15 protein-coding genes are annotated in these 17,018 nt (G+C 71.2%); 7 read left to right on the top strand and 8 right to left on the bottom strand.

Annotated elements, in window-relative coordinates:
• Positions 1-29: 29 nt before the first annotated feature.
• Together MBA17_RS10465 and MBA17_RS10460 are read left to right on the top strand one after the other, a co-directional pair.
• Positions 30-1,130, top strand: coding sequence for a sensor histidine kinase (locus MBA17_RS10465; protein WP_238496128.1), 1,101 nt, complete (start codon positions 30-32; stop codon positions 1,128-1,130).
• A 216-nt stretch (positions 1,131-1,346) separates the two neighbouring features.
• Entirely contained in the window at positions 1,347-1,994 is a 648-nt protein-coding gene (locus MBA17_RS10460; protein ID WP_238496256.1) for a response regulator, read from the top strand.
• A 13-nt stretch (positions 1,995-2,007) separates the two neighbouring features.
• Here the strand turns inward: MBA17_RS10460 and MBA17_RS10455 are convergent, their stop codons facing one another.
• Positions 2,008-3,135 (bottom strand): methyltransferase, encoded by a 1,128-nt coding sequence (locus MBA17_RS10455; protein ID WP_238496127.1) that lies wholly within the window; start codon positions 3,133-3,135, stop codon positions 2,008-2,010.
• Positions 3,136-3,184: 49 nt separating this feature from the next.
• The gene (locus tag MBA17_RS10450) at positions 3,185-3,925 is read right to left on the bottom strand and encodes a GntR family transcriptional regulator (RefSeq protein ID WP_238496126.1); all 741 of its coding nucleotides are present in this window, start codon (positions 3,923-3,925) and stop codon (positions 3,185-3,187) included.
• Positions 3,926-4,246: 321 nt separating this feature from the next.
• Here MBA17_RS10450 and MBA17_RS10445 point away from each other — a divergent pair, with 321 nt between their 5' ends.
• On the top strand, positions 4,247-5,086 hold the full coding sequence (locus tag MBA17_RS10445) for an inositol monophosphatase family protein (protein ID WP_238496125.1): 840 nt from the start codon (positions 4,247-4,249) through the stop codon (positions 5,084-5,086).
• Positions 5,083-5,877, top strand: coding sequence for an HAD hydrolase family protein (locus MBA17_RS10440; protein WP_238496124.1), 795 nt, complete (start codon positions 5,083-5,085; stop codon positions 5,875-5,877). The genes MBA17_RS10445 and MBA17_RS10440 overlap by 4 nt, the downstream gene beginning before the upstream one ends.
• 161 nt (positions 5,878-6,038) lie before the next feature.
• Here MBA17_RS10440 and MBA17_RS10435 read toward each other — a convergent pair whose 3' ends face one another.
• The 6 genes from MBA17_RS10435 to MBA17_RS10410 form a co-directional block, all read right to left on the bottom strand.
• The gene (locus MBA17_RS10435) at positions 6,039-7,355 is read right to left on the bottom strand and encodes a phytase (RefSeq protein ID WP_238496123.1); all 1,317 of its coding nucleotides are present in this window, start codon (positions 7,353-7,355) and stop codon (positions 6,039-6,041) included.
• A gap of 183 nt (positions 7,356-7,538) precedes the next feature.
• Positions 7,539-9,929 (bottom strand): ATP-binding cassette domain-containing protein, encoded by a 2,391-nt coding sequence (locus tag MBA17_RS10430; RefSeq protein ID WP_455432732.1) that lies wholly within the window; start codon positions 9,927-9,929, stop codon positions 7,539-7,541.
• Positions 9,930-10,091: 162 nt separating this feature from the next.
• Positions 10,092-10,502, bottom strand: a complete 411-nt coding sequence (locus MBA17_RS10425) for a VOC family protein (protein WP_238496122.1) — start codon at positions 10,500-10,502, stop codon at positions 10,092-10,094.
• 90 nt (positions 10,503-10,592) lie between these two features.
• Complete coding sequence (locus MBA17_RS10420) at positions 10,593-11,252, bottom strand: response regulator (RefSeq protein WP_238496121.1); 660 nt, start codon at positions 11,250-11,252, stop codon at positions 10,593-10,595.
• 79 nt (positions 11,253-11,331) lie between these two features.
• Positions 11,332-12,453, bottom strand: a complete 1,122-nt coding sequence (locus tag MBA17_RS50335; protein ID WP_238496120.1) for a sensor histidine kinase — start codon at positions 12,451-12,453, stop codon at positions 11,332-11,334.
• 9 nt (positions 12,454-12,462) lie between these two features.
• Complete coding sequence (locus MBA17_RS10410; RefSeq protein ID WP_238496119.1) at positions 12,463-13,848, bottom strand: alpha/beta hydrolase; 1,386 nt, start codon at positions 13,846-13,848, stop codon at positions 12,463-12,465.
• A 358-nt stretch (positions 13,849-14,206) separates the two neighbouring features.
• On the opposite strand from MBA17_RS10410, the gene MBA17_RS10405 reads away from it, so the two are divergent.
• From MBA17_RS10405 to MBA17_RS10395, 3 genes are read left to right on the top strand one after another with little or no spacing between them, the layout of a single operon-like run.
• The gene (locus tag MBA17_RS10405) at positions 14,207-15,187 is read left to right on the top strand and encodes a sugar ABC transporter substrate-binding protein (RefSeq protein ID WP_238496118.1); all 981 of its coding nucleotides are present in this window, start codon (positions 14,207-14,209) and stop codon (positions 15,185-15,187) included.
• Positions 15,184-16,218 (top strand): ABC transporter permease, encoded by a 1,035-nt coding sequence (locus tag MBA17_RS10400; RefSeq protein ID WP_238496117.1) that lies wholly within the window; start codon positions 15,184-15,186, stop codon positions 16,216-16,218. The genes MBA17_RS10405 and MBA17_RS10400 overlap by 4 nt, the downstream gene beginning before the upstream one ends.
• Positions 16,215-17,018 (top strand): ATP-binding cassette domain-containing protein, encoded by an 804-nt coding sequence (locus tag MBA17_RS10395; RefSeq protein WP_238496116.1) that lies wholly within the window; start codon positions 16,215-16,217, stop codon positions 17,016-17,018. Before MBA17_RS10400 ends, MBA17_RS10395 begins: the two co-directional genes overlap by 4 nt.

Genomic DNA, 17,018 nt, shown 5'->3' with positions numbered 1-17,018 from the left:
CCCCCTCGGCCGAGGGCTAGCGTGGCCGGGTGGCCTTCTCCCACCGTCCCCTCCTGCGCCGCGTTCTCGGTGTGATCCTGGCCGTCTACCTGGTGTACGGCCCGGTCATCACCACCGTGGCGGCCACCCAGCGGTGGGGCTGGGGTGTGTTCGTGCCGGTGCTCCTGCTCGGGGCGGCCACGGTTCTCGGCGGCCTGGCGGGGCTGGCCGGCCGGGGGCCCGGTCATCTGCTGGTGTTCACCCTCGCCGGTGGGCTGGCGCTGCACGCGATCGAGCCCTTCACCGGTTTGGCGTTCCCCTTCGTGGTCGTGTTCTTGGCGCCGCGCCGTCTCCGGCTCCGGTGGGCGATCGCGTTGTCCGTCGTGGACGTCGTGGCGACGGCGGGCGTCTGCCTGGCGATGGGCCTGGACCTCGGTACCGCGCTGGGCCTCCCGGCGGGCCTCGCCTACTGCTCGATCGTGGCCTTCCTGGTCCACCAGCTCTCCCTGACCCGGACCCAGGCCACCGCGGCCGCCGAGGCGCAGGCCCGTGAGGCGGTGCACGCGGAGCGGAGCAGGCTGGCCCGCGAGATCCACGACATCCTCGCCCACTCCCAGTCGGCGCAGATCGTCCACCTGGAGGGGGCGCGCCTGCTGCTCGAACGCGGCGAGGACCCGGCCGGGGCGCTGACCCGCGTGAACCTGGCCGTACGGTTGGCGCGCGCCGGTCTGGAGGAGACCCGCCGCGCCCTCGACACGCTGCGCGGGCAGGAGCTTCCACTGGCCGAGCGGCTGGACTTGCTGGCCGTGGAGTTCCGCTCGATCACCGGTGCGGCCTGCGCCGTCTCGGTCATGGGCGACCTCGCCCCGCTCAGCTCGGGCGCCCGCCTCGCGGTGGCCCGCACCGCCCAGGAGGCCCTGACCAACGTGCGCAAACACGCTCCCGGCGCCTCGGCCAGCGTGTCGCTGAGTCAGGAGGGAGGCTGGTGTGAGCTGGAGGTGCGGGACCGGGGCGGCCGGCCCGTCGGCGAGCAGGCGACCGGCGGTTACGGCTTGGTCGGCATGCGCGAACGTGCCGAGCTCATCGGCGGCTCCCTCACCACGGGCGCGGACGCCGACGGCTTCCGCGTGTTCCTGCGCGTCCCGACCTGAGCGCGTTCGTGCTCACGTGCAGGCCCGGTCGCCGACGAACGGCGATGATGATCGTGGCGGTTCGTCGGGCGAGACGCCGGGCCAGGTGGAAGGAGAGAGCGAGGCGATCGGGAGCGGCCGGTCGGCCGGGTGGGTATGGCGGAGATCCGGTGGTGGGCGTGTCCGGTGGGCTGAGGTGAGGACGTGGTGGGTGGCGATGGGACGGGGCGTGCCGACGTGACCGGGCCGGTGCGGGTGCTGGTGGCGGATGATCAGACGGTGGTCCGGGAAGGGCTGGTCCTGCTGCTCGGGCTGTTACCCGGGGTCGAGGTGGCCGGGGCCGCCGCCGACGGTGCGGAGGCCGTACGGCTGGTCGGCTCCGTGCGGCCCGACGTGGTGCTGATGGATCTGCGGATGCCGAGGATGGACGGCGTCGAGGCGACCCGCAGGATCCGGGCGGCGCACCCGGCCGTTCAGGTCGTGGTCCTGACGACGTATTCCGATGACGAGTCGGTCTTCGCCGCCCTGCGCGCGGGCGCCCGCGGTTTCCTCACCAAGGACGCCGACGCCGAATCGCTCGCCCGCGCCATCACCGTCGTCGCCGGCGGCGAGGCCGACTTCGATCCCGGGGTCCAGCGCCGGCTGGCCGAGGCGGTGACCCGCAGGCCGCCCCGGGCAGGTGACCTTCCCGACGGTATGACGCCGAGAGAGGGAGAGGTGCTCCGGTTGATCGCCTCCGGCCGGTCGAACGTGGAGATCGCCGAGGAGCTCCACATCTCCGCGGCGACCGTCAAGACCCACATCAACAACCTGTTCGCCAAGGCGGGTCTGCGTGACCGCGCCCAGGCCGTGACGTACGCCTTCCGCCACGGCCTCGCCGGCTGAACGGGACGAAGGATCAGCCGGGTGGTTCTTCGCGTGCCGGGACGAGGTGCCAGAGAGAGGTGGTCTCGGCGGCGCGCGCGGCGTGCAGGGGGTCGGTCTCGTCGGCGACGCGGGGGTGGGTGGGTTTGGCGTCGGTGCGCGCGGCGACCGTGAGGCCGGCCTCCTCGAAGAGCGCGTGAAGCTCGGCCCTGGTCCGGAGGCCGAGATGCTCGGCCAGATCGGAGAGGATCAGCCAGCCCTCGCCGCCGGGCTCCAGATGCGCGGCCAGGCCGGTGACGAAGCCGCGCAGCATCCGGCCGCCGGGGTCGTACACCGCGTGCTCCAGCGGCGTCCCGGCACGGGCGGGGAGCCACGGCGGGTTGCAGACGATCAGGGGCGCGCGTCCGGCGGGGAAGAGATCGGCCTCGACGACCTCGACGCGGCCGGTCAGGCCCAGCCGCTCGACGTTCTCCGCCGCGCAGGCCAGCGCCCGGGGATCCTGGTCGGTGGCCACGATCCGGTCGACCCCGCGCTTGGCCAGGACCGCGGCGAGCACGCCGGTTCCGGTGCCGATGTCGTACGCCAGGGTCGTCGCGGGCAGCGGCGCGGTCGCCACCAGGTCGACGTATTCGCCGCGGACGGGTGCGAAGACGCCGTAGTGCGGGTGGATCCGGTCGTCCAGCGCCGGCACGTCCACCCCCTTCCTGCGCCATTCGCTCGCGCCGATCAGGCCCAGCAGTTCGCGCAGCGAGATCGCGGACGGCTCGTCCGCCTCGCCGTACACGTCGGCGCAGGCCTGCCGTACGTCCGGTGCGCGGCGGAGCGGGATGACCCAGCCCGGGTCGAGGGGGATCAGCAGCATGCCCAGCGTGTGGGCGTGCTGGGCGCGGGCCTGGCGGAGGGCGTGGAAGGCGTCGGCGGGGGTGGGCGGGGGCCGGCGGGGCTTCCGGGTGGCGCGGCGGGTCATGGCCTGCAGGAGCTGCCGCGCGTTGTGGTAATCGCCGCGCCAGAGGATCGCGGTGCCTTCGCAGGCCAGGCGGTAGGCGGAGTCCGCCGTCATGCGGTCGTCCGCGACGACCACCCGCGCGGGCGGCGGCCTGCCGCTCTCCGAGCGCCAGCGCACCGAGTGCTCCTGATCGCCCTCGTTCCAGGTCAACTTCACCGTGCCACCGTAGCCGGGTTCACCGGGAACGTCGTTTCGAAGGGGCGGGTCAGCGTTCGATGAGGGTGACTTCCAGCGAGTAGTGGGAGGCGCGGTAGACGTGCGAGCCGTGCTCCACGGCGCGTCCCTGGTCGTCGTAGGTGGTGCGGACCATGGTGAGGAGGGGGGCGCCCCGGCGCTCGGCGAGGAGCTTGGCCTCCGGGACGGTCGCGGCGCGGGCGCCTATGCGCTGGTTGGCCACGCGCATGCGGACGCCCGCCGCGCGCAGGACCTCGTACAGGCCGCGTTCTTCGAGGCCCTCGGCGGTGAGGGGGACCAGGGCGAGCGGGAGCCAGTTGTGCATGATCGCGAGTGGCTCGCCCGAGGCGTAGCGGAGGCGCTCCAGCCGGAGGATCTCGGCGCCGGGCGCGACGCCGAGGATCTGCGCGACGTCCTCCTCGGCGGGAGCCGGTTCGAGGGTGAGGACGCGGGTGGCGGGCTCCTGGCCGGCGCGGCGGAGGTCGTCGTAGAGGCTGGTCAGCTCGACCGACCGCTTGACCTGCCCGTGCACGACCTGGGTGCCGACGCCGCGTTTGCGCACCAGCAGTCCCTTGTCGACGAGATACTGGATCGCCTGGCGGATCGTCGGGCGGGACAACCCGAGGCGATCGGCGAGCAGGATCTCGTTGTCGAGGCGGGAGCCGGGCGTCAGGTCGCCTCGGCGGATGGCCTCGGCGATCTGTTCGGCGACCTGGAAGTACAGCGGCACCGGGCTGGACCGATCCAGGTCGATCTCAAGCTTGGTGCTCATGGACGCTCCTCCACAGCCGGCGGTTCGTCTCGCGGGCATACTCTCTGTGATCAGTTTAGCGGACATCAGAATGTCCTGACAAATAAGCACCCGGTGACCGTGGCGCGCCCGGCGTGCCGTGAATGTCCTTTCGCAGGGCGCGACCCGGCCGGGATGAAGGACGCGGGGGCCTGCTGGTTGACTGCGGTGGAGCGATCGTCGTGCCGGCCTCGGCGCGACGGTGCCGACGAAGCCGGGCGGCAACGGCGGGATGTCGTCGCCGTCCGACGGAAACGCCGTGGTCAGGGACCTGCGACGGCTTCTCGACCTGCTGGAGGACATGTGGACTTGAAAGGCTCCCAGGAGCTCGCCGACATCGCCCTGCTCGCCGCCCGCTCGGTCGGGGACCGGCTGCGCGGCGCGTTCCGCTCGCCGCTGGTGGTGGAGACGAAGCGCGACTTCCACGACCCGGTGACCGAGCACGACAAGGCGGCGGAGGAGACCATCCGCGAGGTCATCGCCCGCCACTGCCCCGGCGGCGTCGTCATCGGCGAGGAGGGCGGCACCCGGCCGGCGGCCGACCACGATCGCGACGTCGCCATCGCGGATGGCGAGGAGGTGCGGTGGTTCGTCGATCCCATCGACGGGACGGCCAACTTCGCGGCCGGGGTGCCGTTCTTCTGCGTGTCGATCGCCGCGGCGGTGGGGGACGAGGTCGTGGCGGGGGTGGTGTACGACCCGGTTCGGGGGGACGAGTTCGTGGCCAGCCTCGAAGGGGCCTACTGCGGGGACGTCAGGTTGCGGAGCGCGGGGGCGACGCGGGATCGGGAGGCGATGTTGCTCAGCAGTTACCCGACCCCGCGGGACCTGGACGAGGAGGGCGATGAGGCGCTGCGCAGGTTCGGCCGGTTGATCCGGTCGTTCGCCGCCGTGCGGCGGCCGGGCAGCGCGGCGTTGAAGCTCGCGCACGTCGCGGGGGGCTGGGCCGACGCCGCGCTCGGGCTGGGGGCCAGCCCGTGGGACGTGGCGGCGGGCTCGTTCCTCGTCCGGCAGGCCGGCGGCGTCTACATCCCGCTGTCCGGGGCGGTGCTGGAGCCGGGCGGTTACCTCGCGCACGTCGGCGGCTTCGACCTAGCGGGGTCGGCGCTCGGCGCGTTCGTGCCCGGGGGAGGACACGCGTGATCCGCTGGATCGTCACCGATCTGGACGGCACCCTGATCCGGCGGGACCTGGCGATGGTGCCGTCGAGCAGGGCGGCGCTGCGCCGCTTTCAAGCCGCGGGCGGTGAGGTGGTCATCGCCACCGGCCGCGGCGAGCGATCCGCTCGCCGCTACTACGAGGAACTGGAACTGTCGAGCGGCGCGATCCTCTACAACGGGGCGCGGACCGTCGATCTGCGGACCGACGCCGTGTTGCGGACGCGGGTGCTGGCCGAGGAGGCGTGGGCGGCCCTGCGCGTGGTCCTCGACCGGCTGCCCGAGGGCGTCTATCCGGTGGTCTTCAGCGGGCACGACGAACTGGCCGTGCACGACGTCCCCGAGCTGCGCGAGTACGAGCGCCGTGGCAACGGCTCGCTGCGGCGCCCGCCGGACGGGAACGGGAACGGGCCGTGGGGAGCGGTGGCCGGCGCGGTCACCAAGTGCATGCTGATCGGGGACCTCGCGGCCCTGACCGGGCTGGTGATCCCGGGGGCGACGCTGGTCCGTTCGGCGGACTCCTACCTGGAGGTGCTGCCGGCCGGGGCGACCAAGGGGGCGGCGCTGAGGGAGCTGGCCGCGCTGCGCGGGGTACGGCTGGAGGAGATCGCGGCGATCGGCGACAACCCGAACGACCTGGACATGATCGGGGTCGCCGGGCTCGGCGCGGCCGTGGGCGACGGGCATCCGGACGTGCGCGCCGCCGCCGACGTGGTGGTCGGGAACTGCGCCGACGGCGCGGTGGCCGACCTGGTCGAACTGGCGCTCGCGGGCTGAGGGCGGGAGGCCCGGCGGGTTTCGCTCCGCCGGGCCTCCCGGCCGTCAAGAACCGCGCAACGTGGTCCCGTCGCGCGAGGCTGGAGAGCAGACCAGTCCTCAACGCCCTGCGGAAGGGTCAGGTCCGCACGGGCGTCGTCTCCTCGATCGTCTGGATGGGGTCAGTCGCGCGGGTGCCAGCCGTCGGTGTCGGTGTCGAGGTCGAGCTGGTCTGCGATGTCCTCCCATTTCACGAACTTGAAGTCGGTGTTCTCCCGGTCGGGCGTCCCGGGGGTGTTGACTCCGTCGTGCGAGACGAACAGGCCCTTGCCGTAGCGGGCGCCGAGGGGCACGTTCGTGACCATCGAGCCGTCGCTGGTCTCGACGCCGTCGAGCGATCCCGCCGCGGCGACGCGGAACCGGCCGACGTACTCGTTGCCGCCGGCGCGCTCGTAGACGGCGAAGGTGTCGTCACCCTGGCTGGAGGCCAGGAGGTAGCCGCCGCCGTCGCCCGTGTGGTAGATCGTCAGCCCTTCGGCATCGGCGGCCAGATGCTCGCCGCCGACGCCGGGGTCGATGCCGGGCACGCACTCCTCCGTCGCCGGATCGTAGGCGCCGGGCACGCCGTACTCGCGGACCTTGTCGACGAGCACCGGGTCGCCGGTCAGGTCGGCGCGCATCCGCCAGATGCCCACGTCCTCCTGGGCGGCGTAGAGCACGTCGCGGTCGCCGTCGACCACCATGCCCTCGACCTGGGGCTGCTCGCCCGGTTCGTTGCACGGGGTCCACGAGCCGCCCCCGGGCAGGGTGAAGGAGGCGGGCAGATCGATGGTGCGCACTCGCCGGTAGCCGACCCTGCCGCCCGGGGTGGCGGCGAGCTTGAGCAGCCCGACCGAGGTCAGGTGCCGCCTGCTCACCAGCGCGTAGTCGCCGGTCCTGTCGTTCCAGGTGGCCAGGCCGTACGCGGTCTCCTGGTCGTTGACCTGCTGCTGGGTGGTGTTGAAGACGAAGGGTACGGCCGGGTCGGTGACGTCGGTCAGCGGCGGGCGACCGGCCGCGGCCTTCGCCGGATCGACCGCGTAGAAACGCACGTGGTCGCGGCCCCGGTCGGAGACCACCGCCAGATCCACCTTGGCGCCGGTGGCCAGACGGAAGCCGTAGACCAGGTCGACGTTGTTGAAGCGGCCGGGCTCGTCGTCGGGGCCGGGCGCGGCGGGAGCGGGGATGTGCTGGAGTTGCGCGCCGCCCAGGTCGTAGACGTACAGCCCGCCCTCCTTCGCGGTGGCGACCACGACGCTCTTGCCGGATCTGGTGGGATGGATCCAGATGGCGGGATCGTCGCCGTTGGCGTTGCCGCCCGCGGCGTCGTCGAACAGCCCGGGGGTCTCGGACTGGGCGTGCACGGTTCTCACCCCGCCGGCCTCCGCCGAGGAGACGGCGGTCAGACCGGCCAGGCCGAGCGCGAGGGCGAGCAGGGAGAGTCTGGAGAGCGGACGCATGGCGCCTCCACCTTGGGGGCTCGGGTGATCATCAAGGATCTTCCTGAGGTCAAGGTAACGGCCGGCCAACCCCGCCGCAACGGAACATCACGATGTCCTGACATAAAGAGGAACCGTGGCCGAGCCGAGTGGACGAGTCGAACCAGTTGAGAACTCGTCCACGGCGTCCGCGAGGGTCTCGTTTCAGGTGCCGACGTAGGCCGCGAGGTGCTCGCCGGTGAGGGTGGAGCGGGTGGCGACGAGGTCGGCGGGTGTGCCCTCGAAGACGATCCGGCCGCCGTCGTGCCCGGCGCCGGGGCCGAGGTCGATGATCCAGTCGGCGTGCGCCATGACCGCCTGGTGGTGCTCGACGACGATGACCGACTTGCCGGAGTCGACGAGCCGGTCGAGCAGGGCGAGCAACTGCTCGACGTCGGCGAGGTGGAGGCCGGTGGTCGGCTCGTCGAGGACGTAGACGCCGCCCTTCTCGGCCATGTGGGTGGCCAGCTTGAGCCGCTGCCGCTCGCCGCCGGACAGCGTGGTGAGCGGCTGGCCGAGGCTGAGGTAGCCGAGCCCGACTTCGGCGAGCCGCTTGAGGATGGCGTGCGCGGCCGGCGTGCGCGCCTCGCCGGCGCCGAAGAACTCCTCGGCCTCGGTCACCGACATCGCGAGCACCTCGCTGATGTCGCGGTCGCCGAGGTGGTATTCCAGCACCGACGCCTGGAACCGCTTCCCCTCGCACTCCTCGCAGGTGGTGGCGACGCCGGCCATCATCCCCAGATCGGTGTAGATGACGCCGGCGCCGTTGCAGCTGGGGCAGGCGCCTTCGGAGTTGGCGCTGAACAGCGCCGGCCGCACGCCGTTGGCCTTCGCGAACGCCTTGCGGATCGGGTCGAGCAGCCCGGTGTACGTCGCCGGGTTGCTCCGTCGCGAGCCGCGGATCGCGCCCTGGTCGATCGAGACCACACCCGCGCGGCCGGGGATCGACCCGTGCACGAGCGAGCTCTTGCCGGAGCCGGCGACGCCGGTGACGACGGCGAGCACCCCGAGCGGGATGTCGACGTCGACGTCGCGCAGGTTGTTCGCCGTCGCGCCGCGGATCTCCAGCTTGCCGATGGGCTCGCGGACCTTCTCTTTGACGGTGGCCCGGTCGTCGAGATGGCGGCCGGTGAGGGTGTCGCTGGCCCGCAGTCCCTCGACGGTGCCCTCGAAGCAGACGGCGCCGCCCGCCGTACCGGCGCCGGGGCCGAGGTCGACGACGTGGTCGGCGATCACGATCGCCTCGGGCTTGTGCTCCACGACGAGCACCGTGTTGCCCTTGTCGCGCAGCCGCAGCAACAGGTTGTTCATCCGCTGGATGTCGTGGGGGTGCAGGCCGATGGTCGGTTCGTCGAAGACGTAGGTGACGTCGGTGAGCGAGGAGCCGAGGTGGCGGATCATCTTGGTGCGCTGGGCCTCGCCGCCCGACAGCGTGCCCGACGGCCGGTCGAGCGAGAGGTAGCCCAGCCCGATCTCCACGAACGACTCAAGGGTGTGAAGCAGCTTGGCGAGCAGCGGCGCGACCGGCGGTTCGTCGAGGCCACGGACCCATTCGGCCAGGTCGTTGATCTGCATCGTGCAGGCGTCGGCGATGTTGGTGCCATTGATCCGCGAGGAACGGGCCTCCTCGCTGAGCCGGGTGCCGCGGCACTCGGGGCAGGTGGTGAAGGTGACCGCCCGGTCCACGAACGCCCGGATGTGCGACTGCAGCGCCTCCTTGTCCTTGGACAGCATCGACTTCTGGATCTTCGGGACCAGGCCCTCGTACGTCAGGTTGATGCCTTCGACCTTGATCTTGGTCGGCTCCTTGTAGAGCAGATCATGGAGCTCGGCCTTGGTGTACTTGCGGATCGGCTTGTCGGGGTCGAAGAAGCCGCAGCCGCTGAAGATCCGGCCGTACCAGCCGTCCATGCTGTAGCCGGGGATCGTGAGCGCGCCCTCGTTGAGCGACTTGGACTCGTCGTAGAGCTGGGACAGGTCGATGTCGGTGACCCGGCCCATGCCCTCGCAGCGCGGGCACATGCCGCCGGTGACGCTGAAGTCGCGCCGCTCCTTCACACTCTTCCCGCCGCGCTCGAACGAGACCGCACCCGCTCCGCTGATGGAGGCGACGTTGAAGGAGAAGGCCTGGGGCGAGCCGATGTGCGGCCGGCCGAGCCGGCTGAAGAGGATGCGCAGCATCGCGCTGGCGTCGGTGACGGTGCCGACCGTGGAGCGAGGGTTGGCCCCCATCCGCTCCTGGTCGACGATGATCGCGGTCGTCAGCCCGTCGAGTATGTCGACCTCCGGCCGCGCCAGCGTCGGCATGAAGCCCTGCACGAAGGCGCTGTAGGTCTCGTTGATCATCCGCTGTGACTCCGCGGCGATCGTGCCGAACACCAGCGAGCTCTTGCCCGAGCCGGAGACGCCGGTGAACACCGTCAGCCGGCGTTTCGGGATCTCGACGCTGACGTCCTTGAGGTTGTTCACGCGCGCGCCGTGCACGCGGATCAGGTCGTGGCTGTCGGCAGCGTGCAGCGCAGGCGACTGCGAATCCGTCCTCGTGGCCATGCTCATCGTTTCTCCATCTGTTGCGGGGCCGCCTTGGCGGTCTCCATCGGCGTCGCCTGGCTAGATTTAACCAGCTTTGAGCTGTAAGTCTGGTTCTCCTTCGTCGGCGCGATCGTGGCAACGCCTGATCGGCGGTGTCGGTAGTCGGTCAGGGCTGCGCCGGACGGCTCAGCGGAGCTCGTTGATGCGGATCAGGTTGCCCGCGGGATCGCGTACGGCGCAGTCGCGAATGCCGTACGGCTGCTCGGTCGGCTCCTGGACGACCTCGGCGCCGCCGGCCCGCAGCCGCCCGAAGGTGCCGTCGAGGTCGGCGGTTGCCAGGAGGATGCCGGCGTAGGTGCCCTTGGCCATCATCTCGACGATGGTACGGCGCTCGTAGTCGGTGACGCCGGGGTCGGCGACCGGCGGCTCCAGGACGATGGACGTGCCGGGCCGGCCGGCAGGGCCGACCGTGATCCAGCGCATCCCGTCGTATCCGACGTCGTTGCGGACCTCGAAGCCGAGGGTGTCGCGGTAGAAGGCCAGGGAGGCGTCCGGGTCGTCGTGCGGGAGGAAGCTCGCGTGAATCGTGATGTCCATGGAGGTCACGCTAGGTGCGGCTCGGCGACCGGCGCTTCTCGATTCCTGATCGGTCTGGTCACCTGTTCGGCCACGCACGACGGGTGGGGGTCAGGTGTCTGAGCGGCGCGGGGCCAGGCCGTGCTCGTAGGCATAGATGACGGCGCGCACCCGAGTGGGCAGCCCGAGCTTGCGGAGGAGGCTGGCGACGTGGGTCTTGACCGTCCCTTCCTCGATGGTCAGGGCTTCGGCTATCTCCGCGTTGCTCAGCCCTCGGGCCAGTTGCTGGAGCACCTCGAACTCACGAGCGGTGAGGCGCCGTCGCGCGTCGGTGGCGGACGCGGGTGACAGTCTCGCGAAGCGGTGGATCAGCCGGGTGGTGACCTGCGGGTCCACCAGCCCGTGTCCGCGGTGCAGCGCCCGCACCGCCTCCAGGAGCAGCTCTGGGTCACTGTCCTTGAGCAGGAACCCCGCGGCCCCTGACTGGAGTGCGCCGAACAGGTACTCGTCCGTGTCGAACGTCGTCACAGCGAGCATCCTCGGCGGCGCCTCCACGCCGGCGAGCTGCCGGATCGCGGAGATCCCGTCGACGTACGGCATGCGCAGGTCCATCACCACCACGTCGGGGCGCCGCCACAGCGCCTGGTGCACGGCCTCTGCTCCATCGGCCGCCTCACCGACCACCTCGACGTCGGGTTCGCCGTCCAGCGTCAAGCGCAGTGCTTCGCGTACGGCCGGTTGGTCATCGGCGATCACCACCCGAATGGTCACGCCGTACTCCTCCCACGGGTCGGCCGGATCGGCATGCGGCGCACGCCGTGATCCCGGACTGTCGACGTCGGGCCGTCCGTCATCCCGGCCCCTCGCGTCGTGCCGGCTGACTGCGCCAGATCTTCGGCGATGCCGAGCCGTCCGCGAGCGGCACGACGGCCTCCACCAGCCAGCCGTGATGCTCTCCGGGACCCGCCGTGAGCGTGCCGCCATGCTGGTGCACGCGTTCGCGCATGCCCCGGATGCCCCGCCCCTCCGCTCCGGCGCGGGCCCGGCCGTCGTCCGTGATCGAGATCGTCACCGCGGTCCGGCCGTGCCGCAGCCGCACCTCCACCTTGGTGGCTCCCGAGTGGCGGGCGGCGTTGGTGAGCGCCTCCTGCACGACGCGGTAGACCGTATGGCCCACGCCGCGTGGCAGCGGGGTGCCGGGGCCGGCGCGGTGGACCGAGATCCGCAGGTGCGGGGTGGAGAGCCGCCGGGCCAGGTCCTCGATCTCTTCCAGGTCCGGTCCGGCGGGTTCCTCGCGCAGGGTGTCGAGCATGGCGCGCACCTCTTTCAGCGCGGCGGAGGACAGGTCGGCGATGGTGCCCAGTGCCCTGTCGGCGGCCGGCGCCTGGCCGCGCGAGGCCCGGCGGGTGGCCATGGCCTGCATGCGGATCGCGGTGAGGTGGTGGCCGACGCTGTCGTGCACGTCGCGGGCGAGCCCGGCGCGTTCCTCGGCCATGGCGCGCCTGGCCTCGGCGTGGTCGAACCGCGCCGCCTGTGCGGCCCGTTCGCCGTGCAGCCGCAGGGCGTGGCCGACCGCGACCGGGGCCACGCCCATGATGACCAGGTCGGTGACCACCGAGAGCCCTTTGTGGGCCTGCGGTATGAGCAGGCCGTAGCCGGTGGTCCAGGCGATGGACAGGCTCATGACGAGCCATGGGCGGCGCGGCAGGTGGAAGGCCGCCGCGCCGAACATGACCATGGTCACCAGCCGGCCGGGCCAGCCTGATATCACCAGGCCGAGGAGAGCCACCGCTGCCGACAGCAGCGCTCCCGCCAGCGGGAGGCGTACTCGCAGTGTCAGAGGCAGCGCCGCGGCGAGGCCGGCGGCCGCCAGGAGGGGGAACCCGGGTCGCGGTGGCTCGCCGTCGAGCATGGCGAACGCGGTGAGCACGGTCGTGGCCGCGAGCACGAGCAGTCCCTCCCTGGCGTACACGGGGCTTCGCTACTTCGCCGGTCCGCAGGAGGTGCCGCGCGGCGGCATCGTGCCCGTGGTCAGGTAGCGGTGCACGTGCTCGCGTACGCACGGGTGGCCGGAGAAGTAGAGGGCATGTCCCCCTACGGCCTTCAGATAGCGGGCGCCGGGAAGCTGGGCGGCCAGTCGGCGGCCGTCGGCGGCCGGGCTGTTGTCGTCGTGTTCGCCGTTGGCGATGAGCACGGGCGGCAGGCCCGGTGTCTTGATGGGGTGGGGCGGGTACGTCCTGGTCGGCGGCAGGCCCGCGCAGTGGTTGGCCATCGGCCATACCATCCGCCATCCGATGCGAGGCGTATCGCGGCGCAGAGCGGTCTCCAACGTCTTGAGCTTGTCGTAGCCGGGGTAGGGCAGGTCCGCGCAGAGGACGACGCGCGACAGGTCGGGGTCCGGCAATCCTTCCACCTTGGCGAAGAACGAGGCGTCACCGGCCTGCGCCCGCGCGAGTCCGGCGGCCAGGCGCTCCCAGGTGGCCTGGTAGGTGAAGTTGACGCGGGAGGCGATCTGGGTGTCGCTGATCCGCACGTCGGGACCGGCTTCGGGGGCGGGGATGGGCTCGCGGCGGGCCGTGGCCATCACCTCGTCCCAGACGGCCAGGGGGTCCTTGCCGCGCAGCGCGCAGGTCGCGGTGCTCTCGCACCAGGCGGCGAAGCGTTCGGCGTTGGCCTCCAGGGCCCGCGCGCGCGGCCGGAGCCACTCGTACAGGTCGGGTGTGGTGTGGTCCCACACGCTGTCGAGGTACATCCGGCCGATCTTTCGGGGGAACAACTCGGCGTAGGCCTGCCCGAGCACAGTGCCGTGCGAGTTGCCCAGGTAGGTCAGTTCGGTCTGGCCGAGGGCCTTTCTGATCGCCTCCATGTCGTGCGCGATCTGCCAGGAGTTGAGTTTTCCCGACAGCGTACCGGCCTCCTTGGCGCATGCTTTTCCAAACGTACGATTCTTCGCGGCGTAAGCGTCGTAAGCGGGCTTGTTCGGAAACACCCACTCGGTGGCGTAAGGCGCGGGGACAGGGCAGTTGATCACAGCGGACTTGCCGAACCCCCGCGGGTCGAAAATCACCACGTCGAACCATTTTGTCAGGTCTGTGAAGTATTTCTTTCCTTGACGGAGCAGCGAGATCTGCTCGCCGGGTCCACCGGTGTTGACCAGCAGCACGCCTTTCTTACCGGCCTGATCCTGGGCGGGCAGCTTGGCGAGACCGATCGCGACCTTCGGCCCTGATTCGCGAGCCCAGTCGGCCGACACCTGTATCTGCGCGCATTGCAGACCGTCTCCGCAGTCCTGCCACGATATCGGCGTGGTCGTGGCAGGGGCGACGGCGGTGACCGCGCCGATGACGAACGAGGCGACGATGTTCATGCCGGAAGGATGGCCGGGGCCGTACCGCCCGCGCGTCCCTCTTTCTGCATATCTTTCACTGAAGGCGGCGGCCCGCCGCAGCGGCACAGATCGCGTGCGGAGCAGACCTCCCGGGGATGCGCGATCGTACGTCGCGCCGGAGTCGCCCAGCCTCTCTGGCGTCCCACCCCGCAGGGGCCGCTCTGGCGAAGGCCTCAACGCGTAGTTCGTCCCACTTCAACACGTCTCGTTACCAGCGAAGACGGGCGTTGCTCTCCTGGCTAAGTCTTAATGTCACGACAAATTGTTGACATGTGGGTAATGCCACGGTTACAAACCAGGGGCGGGGGGATCTCGCGGAACGACCCGGAGGTACCTGATGAGGCGAAGCAGATGGCTGGCCGCGGCGGGCCTGCTGACCACCCTTGCCCTGAGCGGCTGCTCGAACGACGCGGGACCCGGCGGCGAGCCCGCCACCAGCGCGGCGGCCGCGCCGGAAGGCGCGGGAACCTACTCGGTGATCACTCACGGCGCGGCCGGCGACTCGTTCTGGGACGTGGTCAAGAACGGCGCCGAGGCCGCCGGCCGGCAGTACGGCGCGAGCGTGACCTACCAGGGGGACGGCGACCCCGCCCGGCAGTCCCAGCTCATCGACCAGGCGGTCAGCCAGAAGGTCGACGGCATCGTGGTCTCGCTGGCCAACCCCGACGCGTTGAAGGAGTCGATCGGCAAGGCCGTGGCCGCGAGGATCCCGGTCGTCACCATCAACTCGGGCGTGGCGGCCAGCAAGGAGTTCGGCGCGATCACCCACGTCGGCCAGTCGGAGGACGTCGCCGGGCGCGGCGCGGGGGAGAAGCTCAAGGCGGACGGCGTGAAGAAGCTGCTGTGCGTCATCCACGAGGCCGGCAACATCGGCCTGGACCAGCGCTGCAACGGCGCGACCGAGGGCCTGGGCGGCACGGTCGAGCGGCTGCAGGTGGACGTGAGCAACCTGGCGGACGCCACCTCCAAGATCACTGCCAAACTTCAGACGGACACCGCGATCGACGGGGTGCTGGCGCTCAACCCGGCCGTCGCGGTGGCCGCCCGCGACGCGATCGCCGACGGCGGCTCCAAGGCGCGGCTGGCCACCTTCGACCTGTCCGCCGACGTGGTCGCCGCCATCCAGGACGGCGAGATCCTGTTCGCGGTGGACCAGCAGCAGTACCTCCAGGGCTGGCTGCCCATCACCTTCCTGCACCTGCACAAGACGAACCTGAACACCGTGGGCGGCGGCCTGCCCGTGAACACCGGTCCGGGCTTCGTCACCAAGGACACCGCGGCGCAGGTCGCCAAGCTCGCGGAGGGCGGGACGAGGTGACCGCCGGCACCGTGGACGAGCGGGTGGCCGACACCGGTCGCCTGCGCCGTATGCTGATCCGTCCCGAGCTGGGCGCGGTGGTCGGCGCGATCGTGGTCTTCGCGTTCTTCGCGAGCCAGTCGGCCACCTTCCGCTCGGTCGACGGGGTGGCCAACTGGCTGGATCCGGCCTCGACGCTGGGCATCATGGCGGTGGCCGTCGCGCTGCTGATGATCGGCGGGGAGTTCAACCTCTCGGCCGGTGTGCTCACCGGCACCACCGGGCTGATCCTGGTGACCCTGGCCACGCGTTTCGGCTGGAACGTCTGGGCCGCGATGCTCGCCGGGCTGGCCGTCGCCCTGCTGGTCGGCTTCCTGAACGGGCTGATCGTGGTCCGCACCCGGCTGCCCAGCTTCATCGTCACCCTGGGCACCTTCCTGATGCTCCAGGGGATCAACCTGGGCGTCACCAAGGCGCTCACCGGAACCGTCCAGGTCAGCGGACTGCGCAGGGCCGACGGTTTCGAGAGCGCGCGGGCGGTTCTCGCGGATTCGGTGACGATCGGCGGCACCGGCTTCCGGGTGGCCATCCTGTGGTGGATCGCGGTGACCGTGCTGGCCACCTGGGTGCTGATGCGCACCAGGGCCGGCAACTGGATCTTCGCGGTCGGCGGCGACGACCGGGCGGCCAGGGCGGTGGGCGTCCCGGCGGAGCGCACCAAGATCCTGCTGTTCATGACCACCGCGGGGGCCGCCTGGCTGGTCGGCTCGATCCTGGCGCTGAGATTCACCTCGGTGCAGGCCAACGCGGGTCTCGGGCAGGAGTTCATCTACATCATCGCCGCCGTGATCGGCGGCTGCCTGCTGACCGGCGGGTACGGCTCGGCCGTCGGCGCCGCCATCGGCGCGGTGATCTTCGGGATGGCCGACAAGGGGATCGTGTTCGCGGGCTGGGACGCCGACTGGTTCAAGTTCTTCCTCGGCGCCATGCTGCTGCTGGCCACACTGGCCAACCGCCTGGTCCGCAGGTACGCCGAGGAGGTACGGCATTGAGCGCGCGGCCGCCCCTGATCGAGACACGCGGCGTCGGCAAGGCGTTCGGCGGTGTGATCGCCCTGCGCGACGTCTCGCTCACCGTCGAGGCCGGGCGGGTCACCTGTGTCCTGGGTGACAACGGCGCGGGCAAGTCGACCCTGATCAAGATTCTCTCGGGAGTCCACCCCCCGGACGAGGGGGAGTATCTGGTGGACGGCGAGCCGGTGCGTTTCGCCGGGCCGCGCGAGGCCCTGGACCGGGGCATCGCGACCGTCTTCCAGGACCTGGCGATGATCCCGCTGATGTCGGTGTGGCGGAACTTCTTCCTCGGGTCGGAGCCGACGCGCGGCTCGGGCCCGCTGCGCCGGTTCGACCGCGCGGCGGCCAGGCGGATCGCCCGCGAGGAACTGCGTGCGATGGGCATCGACATCCGTGACGTGGACCAGCCGGTCGGCACGCTGTCCGGTGGCGAGCGCCAGTCGGTGGCGATCGCCCGCGCCGTCCACTTCGGCGCGCGGGCGCTGATCCTCGACGAGCCCACCTCGGCGCTGGGCGTCAAGCAGGCGGGCGTGGTGCTGCGCTACGTGGCCAGGGCGCGCGATCGCGGGCTCGGCGTGGTCTTCATCACCCACAACCCGCACCACGCCTACCCGGTGGGCGACAGGTTCCTGCTGCTCAACCGGGGCAGGAGCCTCGGTGAGCACGCCAAGGCCGAGATCACCAAAGAGGAACTGACGACCCTGATGGCGGGCGGGGCCGAGCTTGAGGAACTCGCCCACGAACTGGCCCGCGACGACGATAACGGATCTACTTTGTAA

Origin of the sequence: Dolomitihabitans soli (assembly GCF_022213955.1) — a bacterium.
Classification (GTDB): Bacteria; Actinomycetota; Actinomycetes; order Streptosporangiales; family Streptosporangiaceae; genus Streptosporangium_A; species Streptosporangium_A soli.
The sequence above is the reverse complement of the archived record's forward strand: the minus strand, read 5'-3'. Positions and strand labels throughout refer to the sequence as shown.

Excerpts from the sequence above, each read along its gene's own strand:
- MBA17_RS10425 (WP_238496122.1), bottom strand. The coding sequence starts at position 10,502 with ATGGACATCACGATTCACGCGAGCTTCCTCCCGCACGACGACCCGGAC.
- MBA17_RS10430 (WP_455432732.1), bottom strand. The coding sequence starts at position 9,929 with ATGAGCATGGCCACGAGGACGGATTCGCAGTCGCCTGCGCTGCACGCT.
- MBA17_RS10435 (WP_238496123.1), bottom strand. The coding sequence starts at position 7,355 with ATGCGTCCGCTCTCCAGACTCTCCCTGCTCGCCCTCGCGCTCGGCCTG.
- MBA17_RS10410 (WP_238496119.1), bottom strand. The coding sequence starts at position 13,848 with ATGAACATCGTCGCCTCGTTCGTCATCGGCGCGGTCACCGCCGTCGCC.
- MBA17_RS10405 (WP_238496118.1), top strand. The coding sequence starts at position 14,207 with ATGAGGCGAAGCAGATGGCTGGCCGCGGCGGGCCTGCTGACCACCCTT.
- MBA17_RS10450 (WP_238496126.1), bottom strand. The coding sequence starts at position 3,925 with ATGAGCACCAAGCTTGAGATCGACCTGGATCGGTCCAGCCCGGTGCCG.